Here is a 16,778-nt window from a genome sequence, read left to right as displayed (position 1 = left end):
TCCTTAAACAGAATGGAAGAGTAACATGAAAATGAAACGTATCGCCTGCTCGGGACTTGTGTTGGGTATGTTATGGGGGCCTGTGATGGCACAGGAAAGCATGGACGACAGCGATGTTGTCCAGACGCCTCGGGAACCGCTGGTGGTGTCTGATTACCAGCCATCTTCCGACGGCCCTCAGATTGTTATCCGCCCGGGTGAGAATGAAGTGTTCTATGAGTACCGGGTGAACGGCCAGCTGATGGAGATCAAGGTCGTGCCGGAGGCAGGGCCGGAGTATTACCTGGTTCCTGCAGACGGTGGTGGTTGGATCCGCGAGAATGAAACCGACATGCTGGTGCCCAGTTGGGTTATTTTCAGCTGGTAACGGTTCAGATCAGGTCAACAAAGACTGTGTCAGAGCGCCGGCTTTCGAGGCCGTTGTCATCAAGTGTGGTGATACTGAACTCGTAAGCACCGGGAGTAAAATCCTCCAGCGGGTATTCAGTATCAGCACTGCCGGGTAGTCGAATCACATCAAACCCTTTTTCGTGGCGCAGCCGGTAGTAAATGCGATAGCCGCTTATATCGCTCGAATAGAGGCGGGAGCCATCTTCCCTGGTCAGTGGCGCGTCCCAGCGCAGAATGGGGGGTGTGGCCAGGGATGTTTCGCCAGTAGCTCGGGAACCCTCTCCCGATTGCCCCAATGTGTCGCGAAAAGAGGTGATGGCGTTATCAAGGCGTTTCGCCGACACCTCATTGGCCTGGCTGGATGCCGCCCGCGACGCCCCGGAGTCTTCCTGGCAGCCAGCCAGTCCCAGGAGGACGAGTAAGAGAACGAATAGTTTCCAGGGCCGCACCTGCCCAGCAGTCCCTTGGGTGAGTGTCTTTCCTTGCATGGTGTTTCTCGCGATTCGATTATCGGCGCAAATTATGCCCAAGTTTAAAAAATCATCAAGGGAGCAGTCGGCATATCGAAATAACGAATGGCTTCGGGATTAGTATGAACATTCTAATTTTAAACCGTAGTGTTACCCATGTAATCACAAGTCGGCACAGATTCTCTGGCCGCGATGATGCAACTTTTTAACACTATGCATCCACAATCTAAGGAGATTCATCATGGGTAAACTCAAGAGCTATCAGGAACAACTGCAGGATATCGTAGAGAAGGGCATCAATGCCGCAGAAGAGCAGCAGAAGAAGCTGTCTTCCAAGCCTTTCGAATACGCTGAAAAGCTGGAGTCAGAAGCGCGCGAGTACAGCGTAAAGAACCTGCGTACCCGTTACTACGGCTACAGTGAAAGCCTGTTTGACCAGCTGCGTAGCCTGAACAGCCGTGTTGGCAGCTTCGCGGCCGATCTGGTTGCCAAGCTGGAAAAAGAAGCGGCTGAAGGCGCAGATTCCGTTGCCGACGCAGCGGACGAAGTGACCAGCGTTGCCCAGTCAACCAAGGCCACTGCCCAGGCCAAGAAGCCGGCTGCACGCAAAACCACAGCCCGCAAGAGCAATAGCACCAGCACGGCCAAGGATACTTCCGCTACTGCCTGATTGGCAGCTGGAAGGTTGGTAAATAAAAAGGTCACCCGCTGAGGTGACCTTTTTTGTGTTCGTGTTCCACTATGTCGCCTGGTGGCTATTTCTCTGCCTCGTCAGGATCCAGCGGTACAGTTCTTTCCTTTCCGGTTATTTCCTCCAGCCGTTCGATATCTTTCTCAAACTGTTCCCGCAAGGCCTTGATGTCGGCGTTTTGTGAACTGATTTCCCGTTCGATATCCCGGATCTGTGCCTCCAGTCGCCGGAGTTTTTCAAGTGTTGATTCCGGAATGTCGCGGCCCGAGCGTTCGAGGTCTGCTGCCCGACTCTGCTCATTGTCCAGCTGGCTGTCGATGACGGAAATATTGCCTCTTTTGAGCTGGTTCAGCCCCTGCAGTTCGCGGATTTTTCTGTGCATTGCACGCACAGCTTCATCCGGATGGCTGAAGCGCTCCAGAAGCTTGCGGTCCAGCTCTCGCTGCCGTGCCTCCTCGGCCTTGCGCTGTTCTTCCGCTTCCCTGGCGGCAATGTCCTCTTCCGTGGGCTCGGGGTCAATCGTTTCAATAACGCGACCGTTTTTGCTGAGAATATCATAGCCCCGTTTGGTGGCTTCCTGGGGGATGGTATTGCTGATGACAACCTGGCCGTTTTCATCCGTGTAACGGTACATCCTGGCTTCTGCAATTGTGGCAACAGTCAGTGCTGCCACGGCAGATACAGCGATTGAAAACCTGGTCAGACGGTTCATGATGAAGGACTGGTGCTCCGGTAAAAACGAGTTGTGTCGTCGTGAAGCATAACAAAAGCTGGGCGATAAACCATGCCCGGTTTCAGACGCCGTACTCATCCCGGTATGCAGCAACCCTTTGGGCGTGCTCGTCGAATCCCGGCCTGTTCTTCAGGTAATCAAGTACCTGGCCGAGCGTGATAATGCTGACAACCGGGATGCCGAATTCCTTTTTGACTTCCTGTATGGCCGAAAGTTCGCCCGCACCTCGCTCCTCGCGATCAAGTGCAATCAAAACCCCGGCTGGTTCTGCCCCAGCGCCGTTAATAATCTCTATGGATTCGCGAATGGCGGTGCCAGCGGTGATAACATCGTCAACAATCAGTACATTGCCCTGCAGGGGGGCGCCGACGATGTTTCCACCTTCGCCGTGCTCCTTTTTTTCCTTGCGGTTGAAAGCAAAAGGTTTGTTGGTTCCTTCCGAGGCCAGCGCCATGGCCGTCACTGTTGCCAACGGTATGCCCTTATAGGCAGGCCCGAAAATAATGTCATAATTCAGCCCGCTGCGTTGCAGTGCAGCGGCATAAGCCTTGCTTAACTCAAGCAGGTCCTCTCCGGTATTGAACAGCCCGGCATTGAAAAAGTAGGGGCTGGTGCGGCCGGATTTTAGCGTAAACTCGCCGAAACGAAGAACATTACGGCGAATGGCAAATTCAATGAATTGTTGCTGATAGTCGTGCATGACAGGGCTTCTGGCGGGTGTGGATCTTTAATTAACGCGTAAAACCGGTATCATACACACAAACCGAATCAGGGAACACGTATGCGGGTAGTAACGATCAGCGTCAACGGTCTGGCTCAGGCGGTTGAAAAAGGTTTCTTTGGATGGCTGGCCAGGCAGGACGCTGACGTGGTCTGCGTTCAGGACCACCGCATGCGGGCCTACGAGATCGAGGACTACAACCTGATCCCGGAGGGCTACGAGGCCTACTTCATTGATGGCGAACGCAACGAGGACGGCGGTGTTGGCATCTATACCCGCCACTTTCCCAAAGCCATCATGTACGGTTTTGCCAATGAGCAGGCCGACCGCGAGGGCCGTTTTATCCAGGCCGATTTCGACAAGGTGTCCGTTGCCTGTGTGCTCTCCCCCTGTGCCCTGGGCCGGGAAGAGGAGCTGATTGGCGACGACGACCTGACCGTGCTGGATCACAAGGACGATTTCATGGAAGCCTTCGGCCTCCATATGCAGAAAACCCTGCGCAAGCGCCGTCAGTTCATCTTCTGCGCCAACCTGCAGACCGCCCATCACGTGACCGACGCCAGCCCGCTGTACCACACGCTGGATTTCTCCGGTTTTCTGCCCCACGAACGGGCATGGTTGGATCGCCTGTTTGATGAAATGGGCTGTGTTGATGCATTCCGCGATATCAACAAACAAAGCAACCAGTTCACCTGGTGGCCCGAGCAGGCCGAAGGTTCCCGCAAGAACGCCGGAATCCGCGTGGATTATCAGCTACTGACGCCAGGAATCCGCAAGACCATCCGCGATGGCTGGATTGACGACAGCACCCGCTTCTCCGATCACGCGCCGGTGATCATGGATTACGATATCGAGATTGGCCTTTAGGGTAGGGAATAAACGGTCTCGGAGAGATGGCCCTTCCCGGACACGCTACAAGCACATCCCTGTGCGCTCGACTCCGGCCGTCCCTGGCCGGAGACGGTCCGGGAAGGCCCATCTCCCCGAGACCGCCCAGACTCCAGAGTTAACCGCAAACCGTAGGTCGGATTTACCCGTGAAGGGCATAAAAGCCGAAGGCGTAATCCGACAAACCAGCTTCCAGAAAATTAAACTTCCAAAGCCGCCTTCTGGGCCTCAAACAACTGAGAAATCCCCAGCTTGGCCAGCTTCAGCATGCCATCGAGCTCTTCCTGCTCAAACGGCGCGCCCTCGGCCGTCCCCTGAATCTCAATGAAACCTCCCTGATCCGTCATGATCACATTCATGTCGGTCTCGGCTTCGGAGTCTTCCGGGTAATCCAGATCCAGCACCGGCGTACCCTTGTAAACACCGACTGAGAAAGCCGCAATCATCTGCTTCAGAGGCGACTTTTTCAGCCGGCCCTCTTTAACCAGATGGTTCAGCGCGTCTACAAGTGCCACACAGCCCCCGGTGATAGCAGCCGTGCGGGTGCCACCGTCAGCCTGGATAACGTCGCAGTCGATAGTAATCGAGTGTTCGCCCAGGGCGCTCAGGTCAACCGCGGCGCGCAGGGAGCGGCCGATGAGACGCTGGATTTCCACGGTACGTCCACCCTGTTTGCCACGGGCGGCTTCGCGGCCCATGCGGCTGCCGGTAGAGCGGGGCAGCATGCCGTACTCGGCAGTGATCCAGCCCTTGCCTTCGCCCCGCAGAAACGGTGGGACCTTGTTTTCGATAGAGGCGGTGCAGATCACCTTGGTGTCGCCGAATTCCACCAGCACGGAACCTTCGGCGTGGCGGGTGTAGTGGCGTGTAATGCGAATATCTCGGGATTGTTCCGGCGTTCTTCCGCTCGGTCTCATAGTCGTTCCTGGTATCAGTAGTGAGTGTCCAGGACATCAGTCCTGGTCGATTGCAATGTCGAAAGATTACGGAGTATAACACGCAGCCAGAGACGTCTGTTCGATGTTCGGGCAGTCACCCTGCTAGACTGAAGGTACTGCTTCTTTCCAAACGCGGAGTCACCATGATCAGAAGTATGACGGCCTTTGCCCGCCAGGATACCCAGGAGAACTGGGGAACGCTCACCTGCGAGATTCGCACGGTCAATCACCGTTACCTGGAGCCGTCCTTCCGACTACCCGAGGCACTTCGGGAACTGGAAAACAGTTTTCGCGAACAGCTGCGCAAACAACTGCGACGGGGCAAGGTGGATGTGGCCATTCGCCTGCAGACAACGGAAGCTGCGTCGCAGGGGTTCGAGATCGACGAGGATGTGGCCCATGCGGTGAATGAGGCGGCCAATCACATCAACAAGATGCTGGATAATCCGGCCCACATCAGTGCCCTGGATGTCCTCAGGTGGCCAGGTGTGCTGGCCTCCACCGAGCAGGATTACGGTCCTGCCCGCAAGGCAGCGGGGGAGCTGTTTGAGCGTACGGTGAGTGAATTGGTGACAGTCAGGGAACGTGAAGGGGAACGTCTGCGCCCGTTGTTTGAAGACCGGCTGGCCACCATGGGCAAACTGATCGCTGAGGTGCGGGAGCGCATGCCGGAGCTGATTCGCGCCCAGGAAGAGCACCTGAAAAACCGCTTTGAGCAGGCAAAGGTCGACATTGACCCTGACCGAATTGCCCAGGAAATGGTCATGCTGGCCCAGAAAAGTGACGTGGCCGAAGAGCTTGACCGGCTGGACGCCCATATCACCGAAGTGTCAGAGACCCTTCAGGGCGATGATGCCATCGGCCGTCGGCTGGACTTTCTGATGCAGGAGCTGAACCGTGAGGCCAACACCCTCAGTAGCAAAAGTATCGATGCCCGGGTGACCAGGGCTGCCGTTGATCTGAAGGTGCTCATTGAGCAGATGCGGGAGCAGGTACAGAACCTGGAGTAGAGCGGCTGCGGCCAATAGCGGTTTGTTGGCCACACCTGTAGGTAATCCGTACAGGATGCCTGGCATGTGCTACCTTGACGATAACAAAGACATGTTCCTGGTAGCAGCCAGGTACATACAAAAAACAGGCCACGCGTTGTGCTGTACTGAAGTAACTGCCCATGACAAAGCTTTGTCGCTGCCTACTGGTGATTTTTTTCTTCGGCCCTCTTTACGGGGCCGCCTCTGAGCTTGATCGGCTCACCTTCATAACGGAGCATTACCCACCCTACAATTACCTGGACGAAGGTGAGCTGAAGGGTTCATCCGTTGGAATCCTGAAGGCCATGCTGCAACACGCCGGAAGCACTACGAAAACCACGGATATCCGGGTGCTGCCGTGGGCCAGAGGCTATGACACCACCCTGCTTACGCCGGATACCGTGCTGTTTTCCACCACCCGTACCAGTGCCCGCGAGGACCTGTTTCAGTGGGTGGGCCCCCTGGCGGCCGGACGCGTGGTGTTGCTGGCCAGGAAAGACAGCAATATCTCGATCCAGAACCAGGAGGCCCTGCAAAACGGTAACTTCAGTATGGTGGTTATCGGGGAGGACATAGGTGCCCAGAAATTGCTGGAATCCGGTGTTAATACCGCCCGCATGCACACGGCTGTGAATAACGAGAGTGCGATGAACATGCTGGTCGCCAACCGGGTCAACCTGTGGGCCTATGGTGAAGATGTGGCGCATTGGCTGTTGAGGAAGCATGGGCATGATCCGGACGATTTCGAGACTGTCTATGTCCTGTCTGAGGACCCACTGTACTTTGCAGTCAACGGCGATACCGATCCTGCCGTTGTTGAGCGGTTGCAGCAGATACTTGACGACCTTCGCGCCCGGGGCAAGATACCGCCAATTGAATGAGGAGGGAGGCATGCACCGCCTGATTTGTCGACAGGAACTGAAGTTCCTGCTTTTTCCATGCCTTGCCTTGTGGGTGTGGGGACATGCCCAGGCGGCTGAGCCCATCACCTTCTACACAGAAGAATACCCGCCTTATAATTTTATCAATGACCAGGGCGAGATAGACGGCATTTCCACCAGGCTGTTGCAGGAAGCGCTGACTGCAATAGATCACCCCGTGAACTTCCTGCTGGTGCCCTGGGCGAGGGCCTTCAGCGAGGCGAGGCTGCGGCCCGGGAACTGCGTGTACTCCACCGCTCGCACCGCCGAGCGAGAGGCCATGTTCCACTGGGTGGGGCCGCTGGTAGAGACAGAGTGGGCGGCCTTCGCCCTGCCGGGGCGCAGTATCGAGGCGACCAGCCTGGAGGAATTGAAGGGCCTGAGGGTTGGTAGTTTCCATGAGGATGCCATCAGTATTCATGTGGCAAACCAGGGCGTTGAGATTATCAATGCATCCCGGGACAGTGAAAACCTCAAACGACTGACGTCCGGCCTTATTGATGTTTGGGTGACCGGCCCAGACGTGGCCGAGGTCGTGGCAGGCAGCGCCGGGGTTCGGCTTGAAAGGCTGTTTACCTTTCGGCGCAGTGCGATCTATCTTGCTTGCCACAAGTCCGTTCCAGCCCGTTTCCTGAAACAACTGCAAACCCGGGTTGAACACCTGAAAGAGGAAGGTCGTTACCACCAGATACGGCAGCAGGTTCTGGGGAACGGAGAATGAAACCGGAAGAAAAAGGCGCAAAAGTAACCCGCTGGCACAGTATCACCACCCGGCAGGCTCTGGTGACGTTCGTCATTGCCCTGCTGCTGAGTGCGGGCACCGGGGTCTTTCAGCTGGTGTCGGACGCCCGGATGGTGCGAGCGGAAACCCGGGAAGATATGGAGCGGTTGCTGAACCTGGTTGAAGGGTCTGCCGCGGAAGCTGCCTTTCAGCTCAATCCGGATCTGGCCAACCAGGTGGTTGAAGGCCTCTACAATTACCGCAGTGTCCGTTATGTTTCCCTGCGCGATGACTTCGGTCGGGTGTTGATGGAGAAGGGCGATGCGTCCAGCGAGCAGGCCGGGGTACTCTTGCAGGCATTGTTCGGTGACGTCACCCACTATCAGAAGTCACTGGATTATTCCGTGTCCCGGACCCCCGAGCCGCTGCCGGTTGGTCAACTTCGGCTGGTACTCTCCGCCGCTTCGATTGGCGAGTCTTATGTGCAGCGTGGGCGACGCCTGTTCCTGCTGGGTATTGTTGAAGCATTGAGCATTGCCGTGCTGGTGGTGCTGGTTTTCCACTTCCTGATCACCCGGCCCCTGCTCAGTATTTATCGTGCCATTGCCGCTGTGAGCCTGAAACAGCCAGGGCGATGGCCCAGACCCAATACTCCGCACTCCCGCCGTGATGAGTTAGGGCGCCTGGTGCGGGAGCTGGACAATCTTATGCAGGCCTTCCAGAAGGGGCTGGACCAGCGCGACGCGCTGCATCAGATATCGACCATTGACGGCTTGACGGGCATACCAAACCGGCGTTTTTTCGATGACTTCCTGGAAAAATGCTGGTACCAGGCGGCAGACCTGAGCCAGCCCCTGTCGCTGATTTTCATTGATATCGACTACTTCAAGCCCTTTAACGACAACTACGGCCATGCCGTAGGGGACGATTGTCTGCGCTCGGTGGCCCGCGCGTTGAGCGGCGCTTTGACCCGCCCCACGGATATTGTGGCGCGCTATGGCGGGGAGGAGTTTGTCTGTGTGCTTCCCGGTACGGATCTTGACGGCGCGAGGGCAGTCGCACAGAGAATACGCCACGACGTCAATGCGCTGGCCATTCCCCACAGCCATTCGGAAGCGGCGCCTTATGTCACCGTCAGTATGGGTGTCGCCGGTGCCGTGCCGGGCGACAATGAGGTGGATATGATCCGCTTGCTGGAAATTGCAGACCACCGTCTGTACCTGGCAAAAGATCAGGGGCGCAACCGCTGTGTCTGGCATGACTGAAGCTACGCCGGATCAACGTACCTTCCCCCGTGGACGGGTGCGATAGGCGGCCAAACGCCGTATAATCGCAGGCCTTGTTGCTGCAGTCGTGGTGTTTGACGCTACGCTGCTGCTGTAAACCAGTCGGGGTTTTGGAGTTTTTGCACCATGAATCAGGCAGCTGAGCAGGGTACGCTGTATGTTATTTCCGCACCGTCAGGGGCGGGGAAAACCAGCCTGGTGGCGGCCATGCTCGAACAGGACGCGCAGCTGTGCGTGTCCGTCTCCCATACCACTCGCCCCATGCGTCCCGGGGAGCAAAATGGTATTAACTACCATTTTGTCAGCCGTGATGACTTCGAGGCGATGATTGGCCGCGGCGATTTCCTGGAACACGCGGATGTTTTCGGGAATTACTACGGTACATCCCAGGTCTGGGTAAAACAGACACTGGCCGGAGGGAAGGATGTAATCCTGGAAATTGACTGGCAAGGTGCAGAGCAGGTACGCCGTCTGATGCCGGACTGCGTCAGTATTTTTATCGTGCCGCCGTCACCGGAGGCGCTGAGGAAGCGTCTGAACGGACGTGGAACGGATACGTCGGAGGTGGTGGAGCGGCGTCTGAACGAAGCGGCGGTCGAGTGCAGCCACGCGGTGGAGTTCGAATACCTGGTGGTTAACGACGAGTTCAACGTCGCGCTGGACGACCTGCTGTCGATCGTTCGCTGCCACCGCCTGCGCATGCAGGCGCAGCAGCTCAGGTATTCCGGATTGCTGACCAGGTTGTCCGAGCGCCGTTGAGTATGGGTTTTAGCTGTATACAAATTGGGCCCGCGAGATTACACTACGCGGTCTGCTGAAATCAGTCATTATTGCTATTGTCGGGGAAGTTATGGCACGAGTTACCGTTGAAGATTGCCTTGAACACGTTGATAACCGGTTCCAGCTGGTTATGCTGGCCACCAAGCGCGCCCGCCAGATCGCAACCAAGGGCTTCGAGCCGATGGTTCCTGAAGAGAACGATAAGCCAACGGTTATTGCCCTGCGCGAAATCGCCGCTGGCATGATCTCCCGTGATCTCCTCACCGAGGATGATGACGAGTAAGGTGCGAGACGGGAATATTTTCTGTTAACCCGTCGAAAGCATTGAAATCTGGTCTTGCGGTTTTATAGTGTACCTATAGGCATTACCGGACGTACGTCGGAAGGACCCGAATGCATGCATTCGGGTTTTTTTATCCCTGAAATTCAGTATCCCCACGGAGGCGCGGTGTCGGCAGAGGCAACGGTTGATGTGCTGGCCAGTGAGCTAAGTACCTATCTTGATACCAATCGCATCAATCAGGTGCGAAGAGCCTACTATTATGCCGAACAGGCCCATGAAGGGCAGATGCGCAAAAGCGGTGACCGCTACATTACCCACCCCCTGGCGGTTGCCCATATCCTTGCCGGCCTGAAGCTGGATCACCAGAGTCTGATGGCCGCCATGCTCCACGATGTCATCGAGGACACCGGCATCCCCAAGGATGCCCTGGCGGAGCAGTTTGGCGAAGACGTGGCAGAACTGGTGGACGGTGTCAGCAAACTGACCCAGATTGAATTTCGTACCCGCGCGGAGGCCCAGGCCGAGAACTTCCAGAAAATGACCCTGGCGATGGCGCGGGACATCCGCGTGATACTGGTCAAGCTGGCGGACCGCCTGCACAACATGCGCACGCTGGGCCCCATGCCCTATGAAAAACGCCAGCGCATTGCCAACGAAACCCTCGATATCTACGCGCCGATTGCCAACCGCCTGGGCATGCATTCGATCTGTACCGAGCTGGAAGACCTGGGATTTGCATCGCTGTATCCGATGCGCTCGAAGTACATTTCCAAGGCGGTCGCAAAACTGCGGGGCAGTCACCGGGAAATTATTGATGACATCCGGGGCAAACTGCAGGAGAAACTGGAAGAGCGCAGCTTGCCGGGGCGGATACTGGGCCGGGAAAAACACCTGAACAGCATCTACAACAAGATGAAGTTCAAACAGAAATCCTTCCATGAAATTATGGATGTTTACGCCTTCCGGATCATTACTGATACCGAGGACGACTGTTACCGCATCCTGGGCGCCGTGCACAGCCTCTACAAGCCGCTGCCGGGCCGTTTCAAGGACTACATTGCCATGCCCAAGGCCAATGGCTACCAGTCCCTGCATACCACCCTGTTCGGCATGCACGTGAATATCGAAATCCAGATTCGCACCGAGGAGATGGAGCACATTGCCAACAATGGTATAGCGGCTCACTGGATGTACAAGAATGAGCCTTCCAATGTTACCAGCGTCAACCAGTCACGGGTGGATCGCTGGGTGAAGGGCCTGATGGAAATGCGTGAGCGGGCGGACGATTCCCTGGAATTCATCGAGCACGTAAAGGTGGATCTGTTCCCGGATGAGATCTATGTGTTCACACCCAAGGGCAAGATCATGGAGCTGCCCAGTGGCGCCACACCGGTGGATTTTGCCTATGCCATCCATACCGATATTGGCAATGCCTGCGTAGCCTGCCGTATCAATCGCACTCTGGGTTCACTGAGCCAACCGCTGCAAAGCGGCCAGACCGTGGAAATCATTACCGCTCCGGGGGCACGGCCGAATCCGGCCTGGCTCAGTTTCGTGGTTACTGGCAAGGCCCGCAGCAGTATTCGCCACGTGCTCAAGAACCAGAAGCGGGCTGAATCCCTGGACCTGGGCAAAACCCTGCTCAAGAAGTCTCTGAAAGGCTTTGGAACCAGCCTGTCGAAGATCAGTGAGCATCAGGTTCAGGCTGTGGTCAGTCACAATCAGGTAGACAGCTTCGACGATCTGGTCAGTGATATTGGCCTGGGGAACCGCATGGCCTACCTGGTTGCCCGGCAACTGGTCAGCGGCAGCGCTGAAGGTGAGGCTTCGGATTCTGCTCTGGCACCGGTTATGGATAATGCTGACAACAGTCCCGTCACCATCCGTGGAACCGAAGGCCTTTTGGTTCGCTTTGCCAGCTGTTGCAAGCCCATCCCGGGGGACCCGGTGGTGGGCGCCATGGATTCCGGAAAGGGCATGGTCATCCACTCGGATACCTGCTCCAGGTTACCCGAAGACGATGAGGGCCGATCGCGCCTGACCCACCTGAAGTGGGCCAAGGACATTGCCAACGAGTTCTCCGTGGAGCTCCGGGTGGAACTGGAGCGCCAGCGCGGGGTCATTGCCGAGCTTGCCAACGCAGTGGCCATGGCGGACGGCAATATCGAGCGCATTAACGTGGAGGAGCAGAACGCCAGGCTGGGCATTGTCAGTCTGGTGGTGCATGTGAACGGGCGCCGGCATCTGGCCAGGGTAATGCGGCGGATCAGGAATATTCGCGCGGTTACCCATATAAACCGGGTGAGGCACTAAGGCGGCCACTGATCGACAGGCCCGAGGCGCGACTTTCGGCGTGTTGACAGGCTGGCCGTCCAGGGGTGAGGATTGGCGTTTTGAAACAGAGGGTCCCAAGGTCATGACCAATAAATCCGTAATCCAGACCGAAAATGCACCGCAGGCTATCGGTACGTATTCTCAGGCCGTCAAGGCCGGAGACACTGTCTACATCTCCGGACAGATCCCGCTGGTGCCAGAGACCATGGAGGTGGCCGCAGGCGACTTTGCCGCCAAGACCCGCCAGGTGTTCGAAAACCTGAAGGCTGTTTGTGAGGCCAGCGGTGGTGAGCTCAAGGACATCGTCAAGGTTAATATCTACATGACAGATCTGAGTAATTTCGCCACGGTGAACGAGATTATGGCCACCTACTTCCAGGAGCCCTATCCGGCCCGTGCCGCCGTCGGCGTGGCGGCCCTGCCCAAGGGCGTTCCGGTGGAAATGGAAGCGGTGATGGTGCTGAGCTGATATCAGCCCGGTGCATTGATGAGGCGGCCTCCTGCAGGCCGCCTTTTTCATTTCTGCCGGGCGATCATTTCCCGGTAACCCGCCCGAAAATCCGGATAGCGGAAACGGAACCCGGATTCCAGTAAACGCTTGTTACTGCAACGCTTGCTGCCCGCGCGCCCACCCTTGCGAGCATCAGGCTCAGGGGCCGCACAGGGCACCTGTTCCCGCACCCAGGCCACGACCTCGTCCAGCCTGACCGGTTCACAGTCACTGGCGAGATAGCACGGGTCCAGAGGCTCTCCTTCCAACGCCCGGTTCACCAGGTGGCAGACTGCGGCCACGGCATCGGCTTCGTGAATCCGGTTACTGAACGGGGCAGGGGACACGGGGTCCATGCGGCCGTTCATGACGGCCTCCAGAAATTGTTGCCGTGTTGGGCCGTAAATACCGCTGAACCGCACAGCCGTTGCAGGGTTGCCGCTGTTCAGGGCGGTTTGCTCGCCTGCCAGGACCATCTGGCCGCTGAACCTGGCAGGGTCTGTGGGGCTGTTCTCGTCAACCCAGGAATCGTCATTCTGGGAATAGACACTGCTGCTGCTGACGAAAAAGAGACGCGTCAGCCGCCGTGAGCCGAGGGCGGCGACAAGATTTTCAAGGCCACGGACGTAGGCGTTACGGTAGCCCTCTTCATCATAACTGGAGGGCGTCAGGCAATAGATCACGATATCGAGACCATCCGGCAGTATCGCTTCAACCTGTTCCCGCTCCAGCAGGTCGGCGCCGAGGGCATGAACCCCCTGTGGAATCCGGGCCGGATTGCGCCGCAAACCGAAGACCTCAGCCTGCCGGGACAGCGTTTCTGCAATCGCTCCACCGAGTTTGCCGCAGCCGGCGACCAGTATGCGTGGCGTTTGCTTGTGTTCAGTGATTGCCATAGGCAATATCAATCCTTATGCTTTGGCTAATAAATTAACAGGGCGGTTAATCGCGCCCTGGCTGGACGACATCTGACCGGAGCCCACCATGACTCTCACCGAGTTAAGATACGTTGTTACCCTCGCACGGGAAAGGCATTTTGGCCGCGCCGCCGAGCGCTGTCATGTCAGCCAGCCTACCCTGAGCGTGGCGGTCAAGAAGCTGGAAGACGAACTGGGTATTCCGCTGTTTGAGCGCAGCAAGAACAGTATCCGTGTCACCGAAACCGGCAAACGCATCATCGAGCAGGCGCAGCGGGTGCTGGACCAGGTGGGCGTCATCCGCGACATGGCGCAGGATGGCAAGAACCAGCTCAATGCACCGCTGAAGGTCGGAGCCATCTACACCATCGGCCCCTATCTGTTTCCGCATCTGTTGCCCGAGCTGCGCCGCGCTGCGCCGGATATGCCCCTGTACATCGAGGAAAACTACACCGCCACCCTGCGCCAGAAACTGCGCCAGTCCGAACTTGATGCCATTATCATCGCACTGCCGTTTGAAGAGCCTGAAGTGGTGACCCTGCCGCTTTATGACGAGCCTTTCGTGGTGCTTCTGCCGGGTGGCCATCCGCTCACCGAGCGGGAGAGCCTGACGGCGGAGGAGCTGGCCCAGGAGCAGTTGCTGTTGCTCGGCCCGGGCCACTGTTTCCGTGACCAGGTGCTGGAGTCCTGCCCGCCGCTGGTTGATGCGGTTACCCGCAACCCCAATGCCAAGGCGCCGTCACTGGTGACCGAGGGCAGTTCTCTGGAAACCATTCGCCACATGGTGGCTTCCGGCCTTGGTATCACGGTATTGCCGCTTTCCGCCGCGACTGCGATGCAGTACGACGAGAGCATTCTGGCGGTTCGGCCTTTCGCAGCACCGGTGCCTTTCCGAACGGTCGCACTGGCCTGGCGGGTGACGTTCCCCCGTCCCAAGGCGATTGATGTTCTGTCGCTGGCAGCCAGCCAGTGCCGGGTGATCGAAAAAGCGAAAATCGAAACCCCGGCCGCTGCCGCAACTGCCTGAGCCAGGATATGACGTCACTGGAAGACATCCCGGTTACCACCCTGAAGGGCGTCGGCGGCGCCCTGGCGGAAAAGCTGGCGAAACTGGGCATCCAGTCGCTTCAGGACCTGCTGTTCCATTTGCCGCACCGATACGAGGATCGCACCCGTATTATCCCCATGGGCAATCTTCGCATCGGCGATGTTGGCGTAGTGGAAGGCGAGGTGATGAAGGCCGACCTGGTGATGGGGCGGCGGCGCAGCCTGCAGATAACCCTGAAAGACAGCAGCGGTTTCCTGGTCATGCGGTTTTTTCATTTCAACGCCGCCCAGAAGAACCAGCTTACGGAGGGCGCGCGGGTTCGCTGCTTCGGGGAGGTGCGGCCGGGCAGGGCCGGTTACGAGTTCTATCACCCCGAGTACCAGGTGAATCCACCGCCCATGCCGGCCCGGGGCGAGGCAACACTGACACCGGTCTATCCCCTCACTGAAGGTATTCAGCAACCCCGGGTACGAAGCCTTTGCCAGCAGGCGCTGGGCTATCTGAAACGCTACCCGATCCGCGAGTGGCTTCCGGCACAGCTGCTGGCCAGTTATCAGCTGCCCGGTATAACCGAGGCGGTAGAACTGGTGCACTCCCCGCCGGCCAGTGCGCCGGTTCATTTGCTGGTGGAGGGTCGACACCCGGCCCAGCAGCGGCTGGTGATGGAGGAGTTGCTGGCCCATCAGCTCAGCCTGCTGCAGGTTCGCCAGCAGGTTCAGGCTCGGGAAGCTCTGCCGTTGCTTCCTGCAGGTGATCTGCCCGAGCGGTTTCTCGACCTTCTGCCCTTCAGTCTCACCGGCGCCCAGCGCCATGTCATGAGCGAAATCCGTCAGGATCTGAGCCAGACGGTCCCCATGTTGCGGCTGGTCCAGGGGGATGTGGGCTCCGGGAAAACCGTGGTAGCTGCACTGGCAGCGCTTCAGGCAATCGGCGCCGGCGCTCAGGTGGCACTGATGGCGCCTACCGAAATACTGGCAGAGCAGCATTATCAGAACTTTCACGGCTGGCTTGAGCCCCTGGGCATCCGCGTGGCGTGGTTATCCGGGAAGATCAAGGGCAAGGCCCGCAAGGAAGCCCTGGAGGACATCGGCAGTGGCAATGCCTCAGTGGTTATTGGCACCCACGCCCTGTTTCAGGAAGACGTTGCCTTCAGCCGGCTGGCGTTAGTCATTGTAGACGAGCAGCATCGTTTCGGGGTGCATCAGCGCCTGGCTTTGCGAGAGAAGGGGGTTGGTGGCACCATGGCTCCACACCAACTGATCATGACGGCAACCCCGATCCCGCGTACCCTGGCCATGAGTGCCTACGCGGACCTGGATACGTCGGTGATTGACGAGCTGCCCCCTGGCCGCAAACCCATCGAAACCATCGCCATCCCCGACAGCCGCCGTGATGATGTGACCGACCGTGTCCGCAAAGCCTGCCGGGAAGGCCGGCAGGCGTATTGGGTATGCACATTGATCGAGGAATCCGAGGCGTTGCAATGCCAGGCGGCGGAAGTGACTGCCCAGGAGCTGGCGGAACGCCTGCCGGACCTGAAGCTGGGGCTTGTTCATGGGCGCCTGAAAGCCGTGGAAAAGGCGGCGGTGATGGAACAGTTCAAGAACGGTGAGCTGGATCTTCTGGTCGCCACCACGGTGATCGAGGTGGGTGTCGATGTGCCCAACGCCTCGTTGATTATTATCGAAAACCCGGAGCGATTGGGGCTGGCCCAGCTGCATCAGCTACGGGGCCGGGTTGGCCGGGGCGAAGAGGCCAGCTTCTGTGTTCTGATGTACCATCCACCCTTGTCGCTGAACGGCAAGGCACGTTTGCAGGCCCTTCGGGAAAGCCAGGATGGCTTCGTCATCGCGGAGAAAGACCTGGAAATACGAGGCCCGGGCGAGGTGCTGGGTACCCGCCAGACCGGCATGATGCAGTTCCGCCTGGCGGATTTTGAGCGCGACAAGGGCTGGATTGAACCCGTGCGGGAAATGGCGCCGGGCCTGATGAAACAGCCGGCCCTGGTGAATGGTCTGATTCGCCGCTGGCTGGGTGAGCGAATTCGCTACGGCGACGTATAACAGGCGCGAATTCGCATCGAAGGCGTGCAGAAACTAGGCTGAAGTCAACGTCGGGTTGTTGTTTGTACCCTATA

18 protein-coding genes are annotated in these 16,778 nt (G+C 57.9%); 13 read left to right on the top strand and 5 right to left on the bottom strand.

Translation table 11 applies throughout. From position 1 onward, the window contains the following. The first annotated feature begins 31 nt into the window (after positions 1 to 31). Positions 32 to 367 carry a DUF2782 domain-containing protein gene (locus QPL94_RS18455; protein WP_285359575.1) on the top strand — a complete coding sequence of 112 codons (336 nt, stop codon included), beginning with the start codon at positions 32 to 34 and terminating at the stop codon, positions 365 to 367. Between the two features lie 4 nt (positions 368 to 371). Here QPL94_RS18455 and QPL94_RS18450 read toward each other — a convergent pair whose 3' ends face one another. Beyond that, on the bottom strand, positions 372 to 878 hold the full coding sequence (locus QPL94_RS18450; RefSeq protein WP_285359403.1) for a fibronectin type III domain-containing protein: 507 nt from the start codon (positions 876 to 878) through the stop codon (positions 372 to 374). 223 nt (positions 879 to 1,101) lie between these two features. Here QPL94_RS18450 and QPL94_RS18445 point away from each other — a divergent pair, with 223 nt between their 5' ends. Further along, entirely contained in the window at positions 1,102 to 1,530 is a 429-nt protein-coding gene (locus tag QPL94_RS18445) for a hypothetical protein (RefSeq protein ID WP_285359402.1), read from the top strand. A gap of 85 nt (positions 1,531 to 1,615) precedes the next feature. On the opposite strand, the gene QPL94_RS18440 is transcribed toward QPL94_RS18445, so the two are convergent. Continuing rightward, positions 1,616 to 2,263: a DUF4124 domain-containing protein gene (locus tag QPL94_RS18440; protein ID WP_285359401.1), complete on the bottom strand. Its 648-nt coding sequence runs from the start codon at positions 2,261 to 2,263 to the stop codon at positions 1,616 to 1,618. Positions 2,264 to 2,345: 82 nt separating this feature from the next. Further along, positions 2,346 to 2,984, bottom strand: a complete 639-nt coding sequence (gene pyrE / locus QPL94_RS18435; RefSeq protein WP_285359400.1) for an orotate phosphoribosyltransferase — start codon at positions 2,982 to 2,984, stop codon at positions 2,346 to 2,348. 81 nt (positions 2,985 to 3,065) lie between these two features. Between pyrE and QPL94_RS18430 the strand changes: the two genes are divergently transcribed. Beyond that, a complete protein-coding gene (locus QPL94_RS18430) occupies positions 3,066 to 3,872 on the top strand; it encodes an exodeoxyribonuclease III (protein WP_285359399.1) in 807 nt (268 codons plus the stop codon). A 221-nt stretch (positions 3,873 to 4,093) separates the two neighbouring features. Here QPL94_RS18430 and rph read toward each other — a convergent pair whose 3' ends face one another. Continuing rightward, the gene (gene rph, locus QPL94_RS18425; RefSeq protein WP_285359398.1) at positions 4,094 to 4,810 is read right to left on the bottom strand and encodes a ribonuclease PH; all 717 of its coding nucleotides are present in this window, start codon (positions 4,808 to 4,810) and stop codon (positions 4,094 to 4,096) included. A gap of 164 nt (positions 4,811 to 4,974) precedes the next feature. On the opposite strand from rph, the gene QPL94_RS18420 reads away from it, so the two are divergent. The 8 genes from QPL94_RS18420 to ridA all read left to right on the top strand — a co-directional run bounded on the left by QPL94_RS18420 (position 4,975) and on the right by ridA (position 12,655). Further along, a complete protein-coding gene (locus tag QPL94_RS18420) occupies positions 4,975 to 5,841 on the top strand; it encodes a YicC/YloC family endoribonuclease (RefSeq protein ID WP_285359397.1) in 867 nt (288 codons plus the stop codon). A gap of 161 nt (positions 5,842 to 6,002) precedes the next feature. Beyond that, positions 6,003 to 6,743 (top strand): substrate-binding periplasmic protein, encoded by a 741-nt coding sequence (locus QPL94_RS18415; RefSeq protein WP_285359396.1) that lies wholly within the window; start codon positions 6,003 to 6,005, stop codon positions 6,741 to 6,743. Positions 6,744 to 6,753: 10 nt separating this feature from the next. Beyond that, positions 6,754 to 7,503: a substrate-binding periplasmic protein gene (locus QPL94_RS18410; protein WP_285359395.1), complete on the top strand. Its 750-nt coding sequence runs from the start codon at positions 6,754 to 6,756 to the stop codon at positions 7,501 to 7,503. Next, on the top strand, positions 7,500 to 8,768 hold the full coding sequence (locus QPL94_RS18405; RefSeq protein WP_285359394.1) for a GGDEF domain-containing protein: 1,269 nt from the start codon (positions 7,500 to 7,502) through the stop codon (positions 8,766 to 8,768). The genes QPL94_RS18410 and QPL94_RS18405 overlap by 4 nt, the downstream gene beginning before the upstream one ends. Before the next feature lie 147 nt (positions 8,769 to 8,915). Further along, on the top strand, positions 8,916 to 9,548 hold the full coding sequence (gene gmk, locus QPL94_RS18400; RefSeq protein ID WP_285359393.1) for a guanylate kinase: 633 nt from the start codon (positions 8,916 to 8,918) through the stop codon (positions 9,546 to 9,548). Between the two features lie 91 nt (positions 9,549 to 9,639). Then, the gene (gene rpoZ / locus QPL94_RS18395) at positions 9,640 to 9,852 is read left to right on the top strand and encodes a DNA-directed RNA polymerase subunit omega (RefSeq protein ID WP_285359392.1); all 213 of its coding nucleotides are present in this window, start codon (positions 9,640 to 9,642) and stop codon (positions 9,850 to 9,852) included. A gap of 165 nt (positions 9,853 to 10,017) precedes the next feature. Continuing rightward, positions 10,018 to 12,165, top strand: a complete 2,148-nt coding sequence (locus QPL94_RS18390) for a RelA/SpoT family protein (protein WP_285359574.1) — start codon at positions 10,018 to 10,020, stop codon at positions 12,163 to 12,165. 103 nt (positions 12,166 to 12,268) lie between these two features. Continuing rightward, entirely contained in the window at positions 12,269 to 12,655 is a 387-nt protein-coding gene (gene ridA, locus QPL94_RS18385) for a deaminase RidA (RefSeq protein WP_137437119.1), read from the top strand. 47 nt (positions 12,656 to 12,702) lie between these two features. On the opposite strand, the gene QPL94_RS18380 is transcribed toward ridA, so the two are convergent. Then, on the bottom strand, positions 12,703 to 13,572 hold the full coding sequence (locus tag QPL94_RS18380) for an NAD-dependent epimerase/dehydratase family protein (RefSeq protein ID WP_285359391.1): 870 nt from the start codon (positions 13,570 to 13,572) through the stop codon (positions 12,703 to 12,705). A gap of 88 nt (positions 13,573 to 13,660) precedes the next feature. Between QPL94_RS18380 and QPL94_RS18375 the strand changes: the two genes are divergently transcribed. Together QPL94_RS18375 and recG are read left to right on the top strand one after the other, a co-directional pair. Beyond that, positions 13,661 to 14,620: a hydrogen peroxide-inducible genes activator gene (locus tag QPL94_RS18375; RefSeq protein ID WP_285359390.1), complete on the top strand. Its 960-nt coding sequence runs from the start codon at positions 13,661 to 13,663 to the stop codon at positions 14,618 to 14,620. Positions 14,621 to 14,628: 8 nt separating this feature from the next. Then, positions 14,629 to 16,704: an ATP-dependent DNA helicase RecG gene (gene recG, locus QPL94_RS18370; RefSeq protein ID WP_285359389.1), complete on the top strand. Its 2,076-nt coding sequence runs from the start codon at positions 14,629 to 14,631 to the stop codon at positions 16,702 to 16,704. Positions 16,705 to 16,778 lie beyond the last annotated feature (74 nt).

The sequence above is a fragment of the Marinobacter sp. SS13-12 genome (genome assembly GCF_030227115.1).
Classification (GTDB): domain Bacteria; phylum Pseudomonadota; class Gammaproteobacteria; order Pseudomonadales; family Oleiphilaceae; genus Marinobacter.
Note: the sequence above shows the minus strand (reverse complement) of the source record. Positions and strands in the feature narration are given on the sequence as shown.

Bases quoted from the DNA above. Each gene is read 5' to 3' on its own strand.
- QPL94_RS18455 (WP_285359575.1), top strand. From the start codon at position 32: ATGAAACGTATCGCCTGCTCGGGACTTGTGTTGGGTATGTTATGGGGG.
- rpoZ (WP_285359392.1), top strand. From the start codon at position 9,640: ATGGCACGAGTTACCGTTGAAGATTGCCTTGAACACGTTGATAACCGG.
- ridA (WP_137437119.1), top strand. From the start codon at position 12,269: ATGACCAATAAATCCGTAATCCAGACCGAAAATGCACCGCAGGCTATC.
- QPL94_RS18450 (WP_285359403.1), bottom strand. From the start codon at position 878: ATGCAAGGAAAGACACTCACCCAAGGGACTGCTGGGCAGGTGCGGCCC.
- QPL94_RS18420 (WP_285359397.1), top strand. From the start codon at position 4,975: ATGATCAGAAGTATGACGGCCTTTGCCCGCCAGGATACCCAGGAGAAC.
- QPL94_RS18440 (WP_285359401.1), bottom strand. From the start codon at position 2,263: ATGAACCGTCTGACCAGGTTTTCAATCGCTGTATCTGCCGTGGCAGCA.
- QPL94_RS18375 (WP_285359390.1), top strand. From the start codon at position 13,661: ATGACTCTCACCGAGTTAAGATACGTTGTTACCCTCGCACGGGAAAGG.
- recG (WP_285359389.1), top strand. From the start codon at position 14,629: ATGACGTCACTGGAAGACATCCCGGTTACCACCCTGAAGGGCGTCGGC.
- rph (WP_285359398.1), bottom strand. From the start codon at position 4,810: ATGAGACCGAGCGGAAGAACGCCGGAACAATCCCGAGATATTCGCATT.
- QPL94_RS18415 (WP_285359396.1), top strand. From the start codon at position 6,003: ATGACAAAGCTTTGTCGCTGCCTACTGGTGATTTTTTTCTTCGGCCCT.
- QPL94_RS18380 (WP_285359391.1), bottom strand. From the start codon at position 13,572: ATGGCAATCACTGAACACAAGCAAACGCCACGCATACTGGTCGCCGGC.
- QPL94_RS18445 (WP_285359402.1), top strand. From the start codon at position 1,102: ATGGGTAAACTCAAGAGCTATCAGGAACAACTGCAGGATATCGTAGAG.
- QPL94_RS18410 (WP_285359395.1), top strand. From the start codon at position 6,754: ATGCACCGCCTGATTTGTCGACAGGAACTGAAGTTCCTGCTTTTTCCA.
- QPL94_RS18405 (WP_285359394.1), top strand. From the start codon at position 7,500: ATGAAACCGGAAGAAAAAGGCGCAAAAGTAACCCGCTGGCACAGTATC.
- QPL94_RS18430 (WP_285359399.1), top strand. From the start codon at position 3,066: ATGCGGGTAGTAACGATCAGCGTCAACGGTCTGGCTCAGGCGGTTGAA.
- pyrE (WP_285359400.1), bottom strand. From the start codon at position 2,984: ATGCACGACTATCAGCAACAATTCATTGAATTTGCCATTCGCCGTAAT.
- gmk (WP_285359393.1), top strand. From the start codon at position 8,916: ATGAATCAGGCAGCTGAGCAGGGTACGCTGTATGTTATTTCCGCACCG.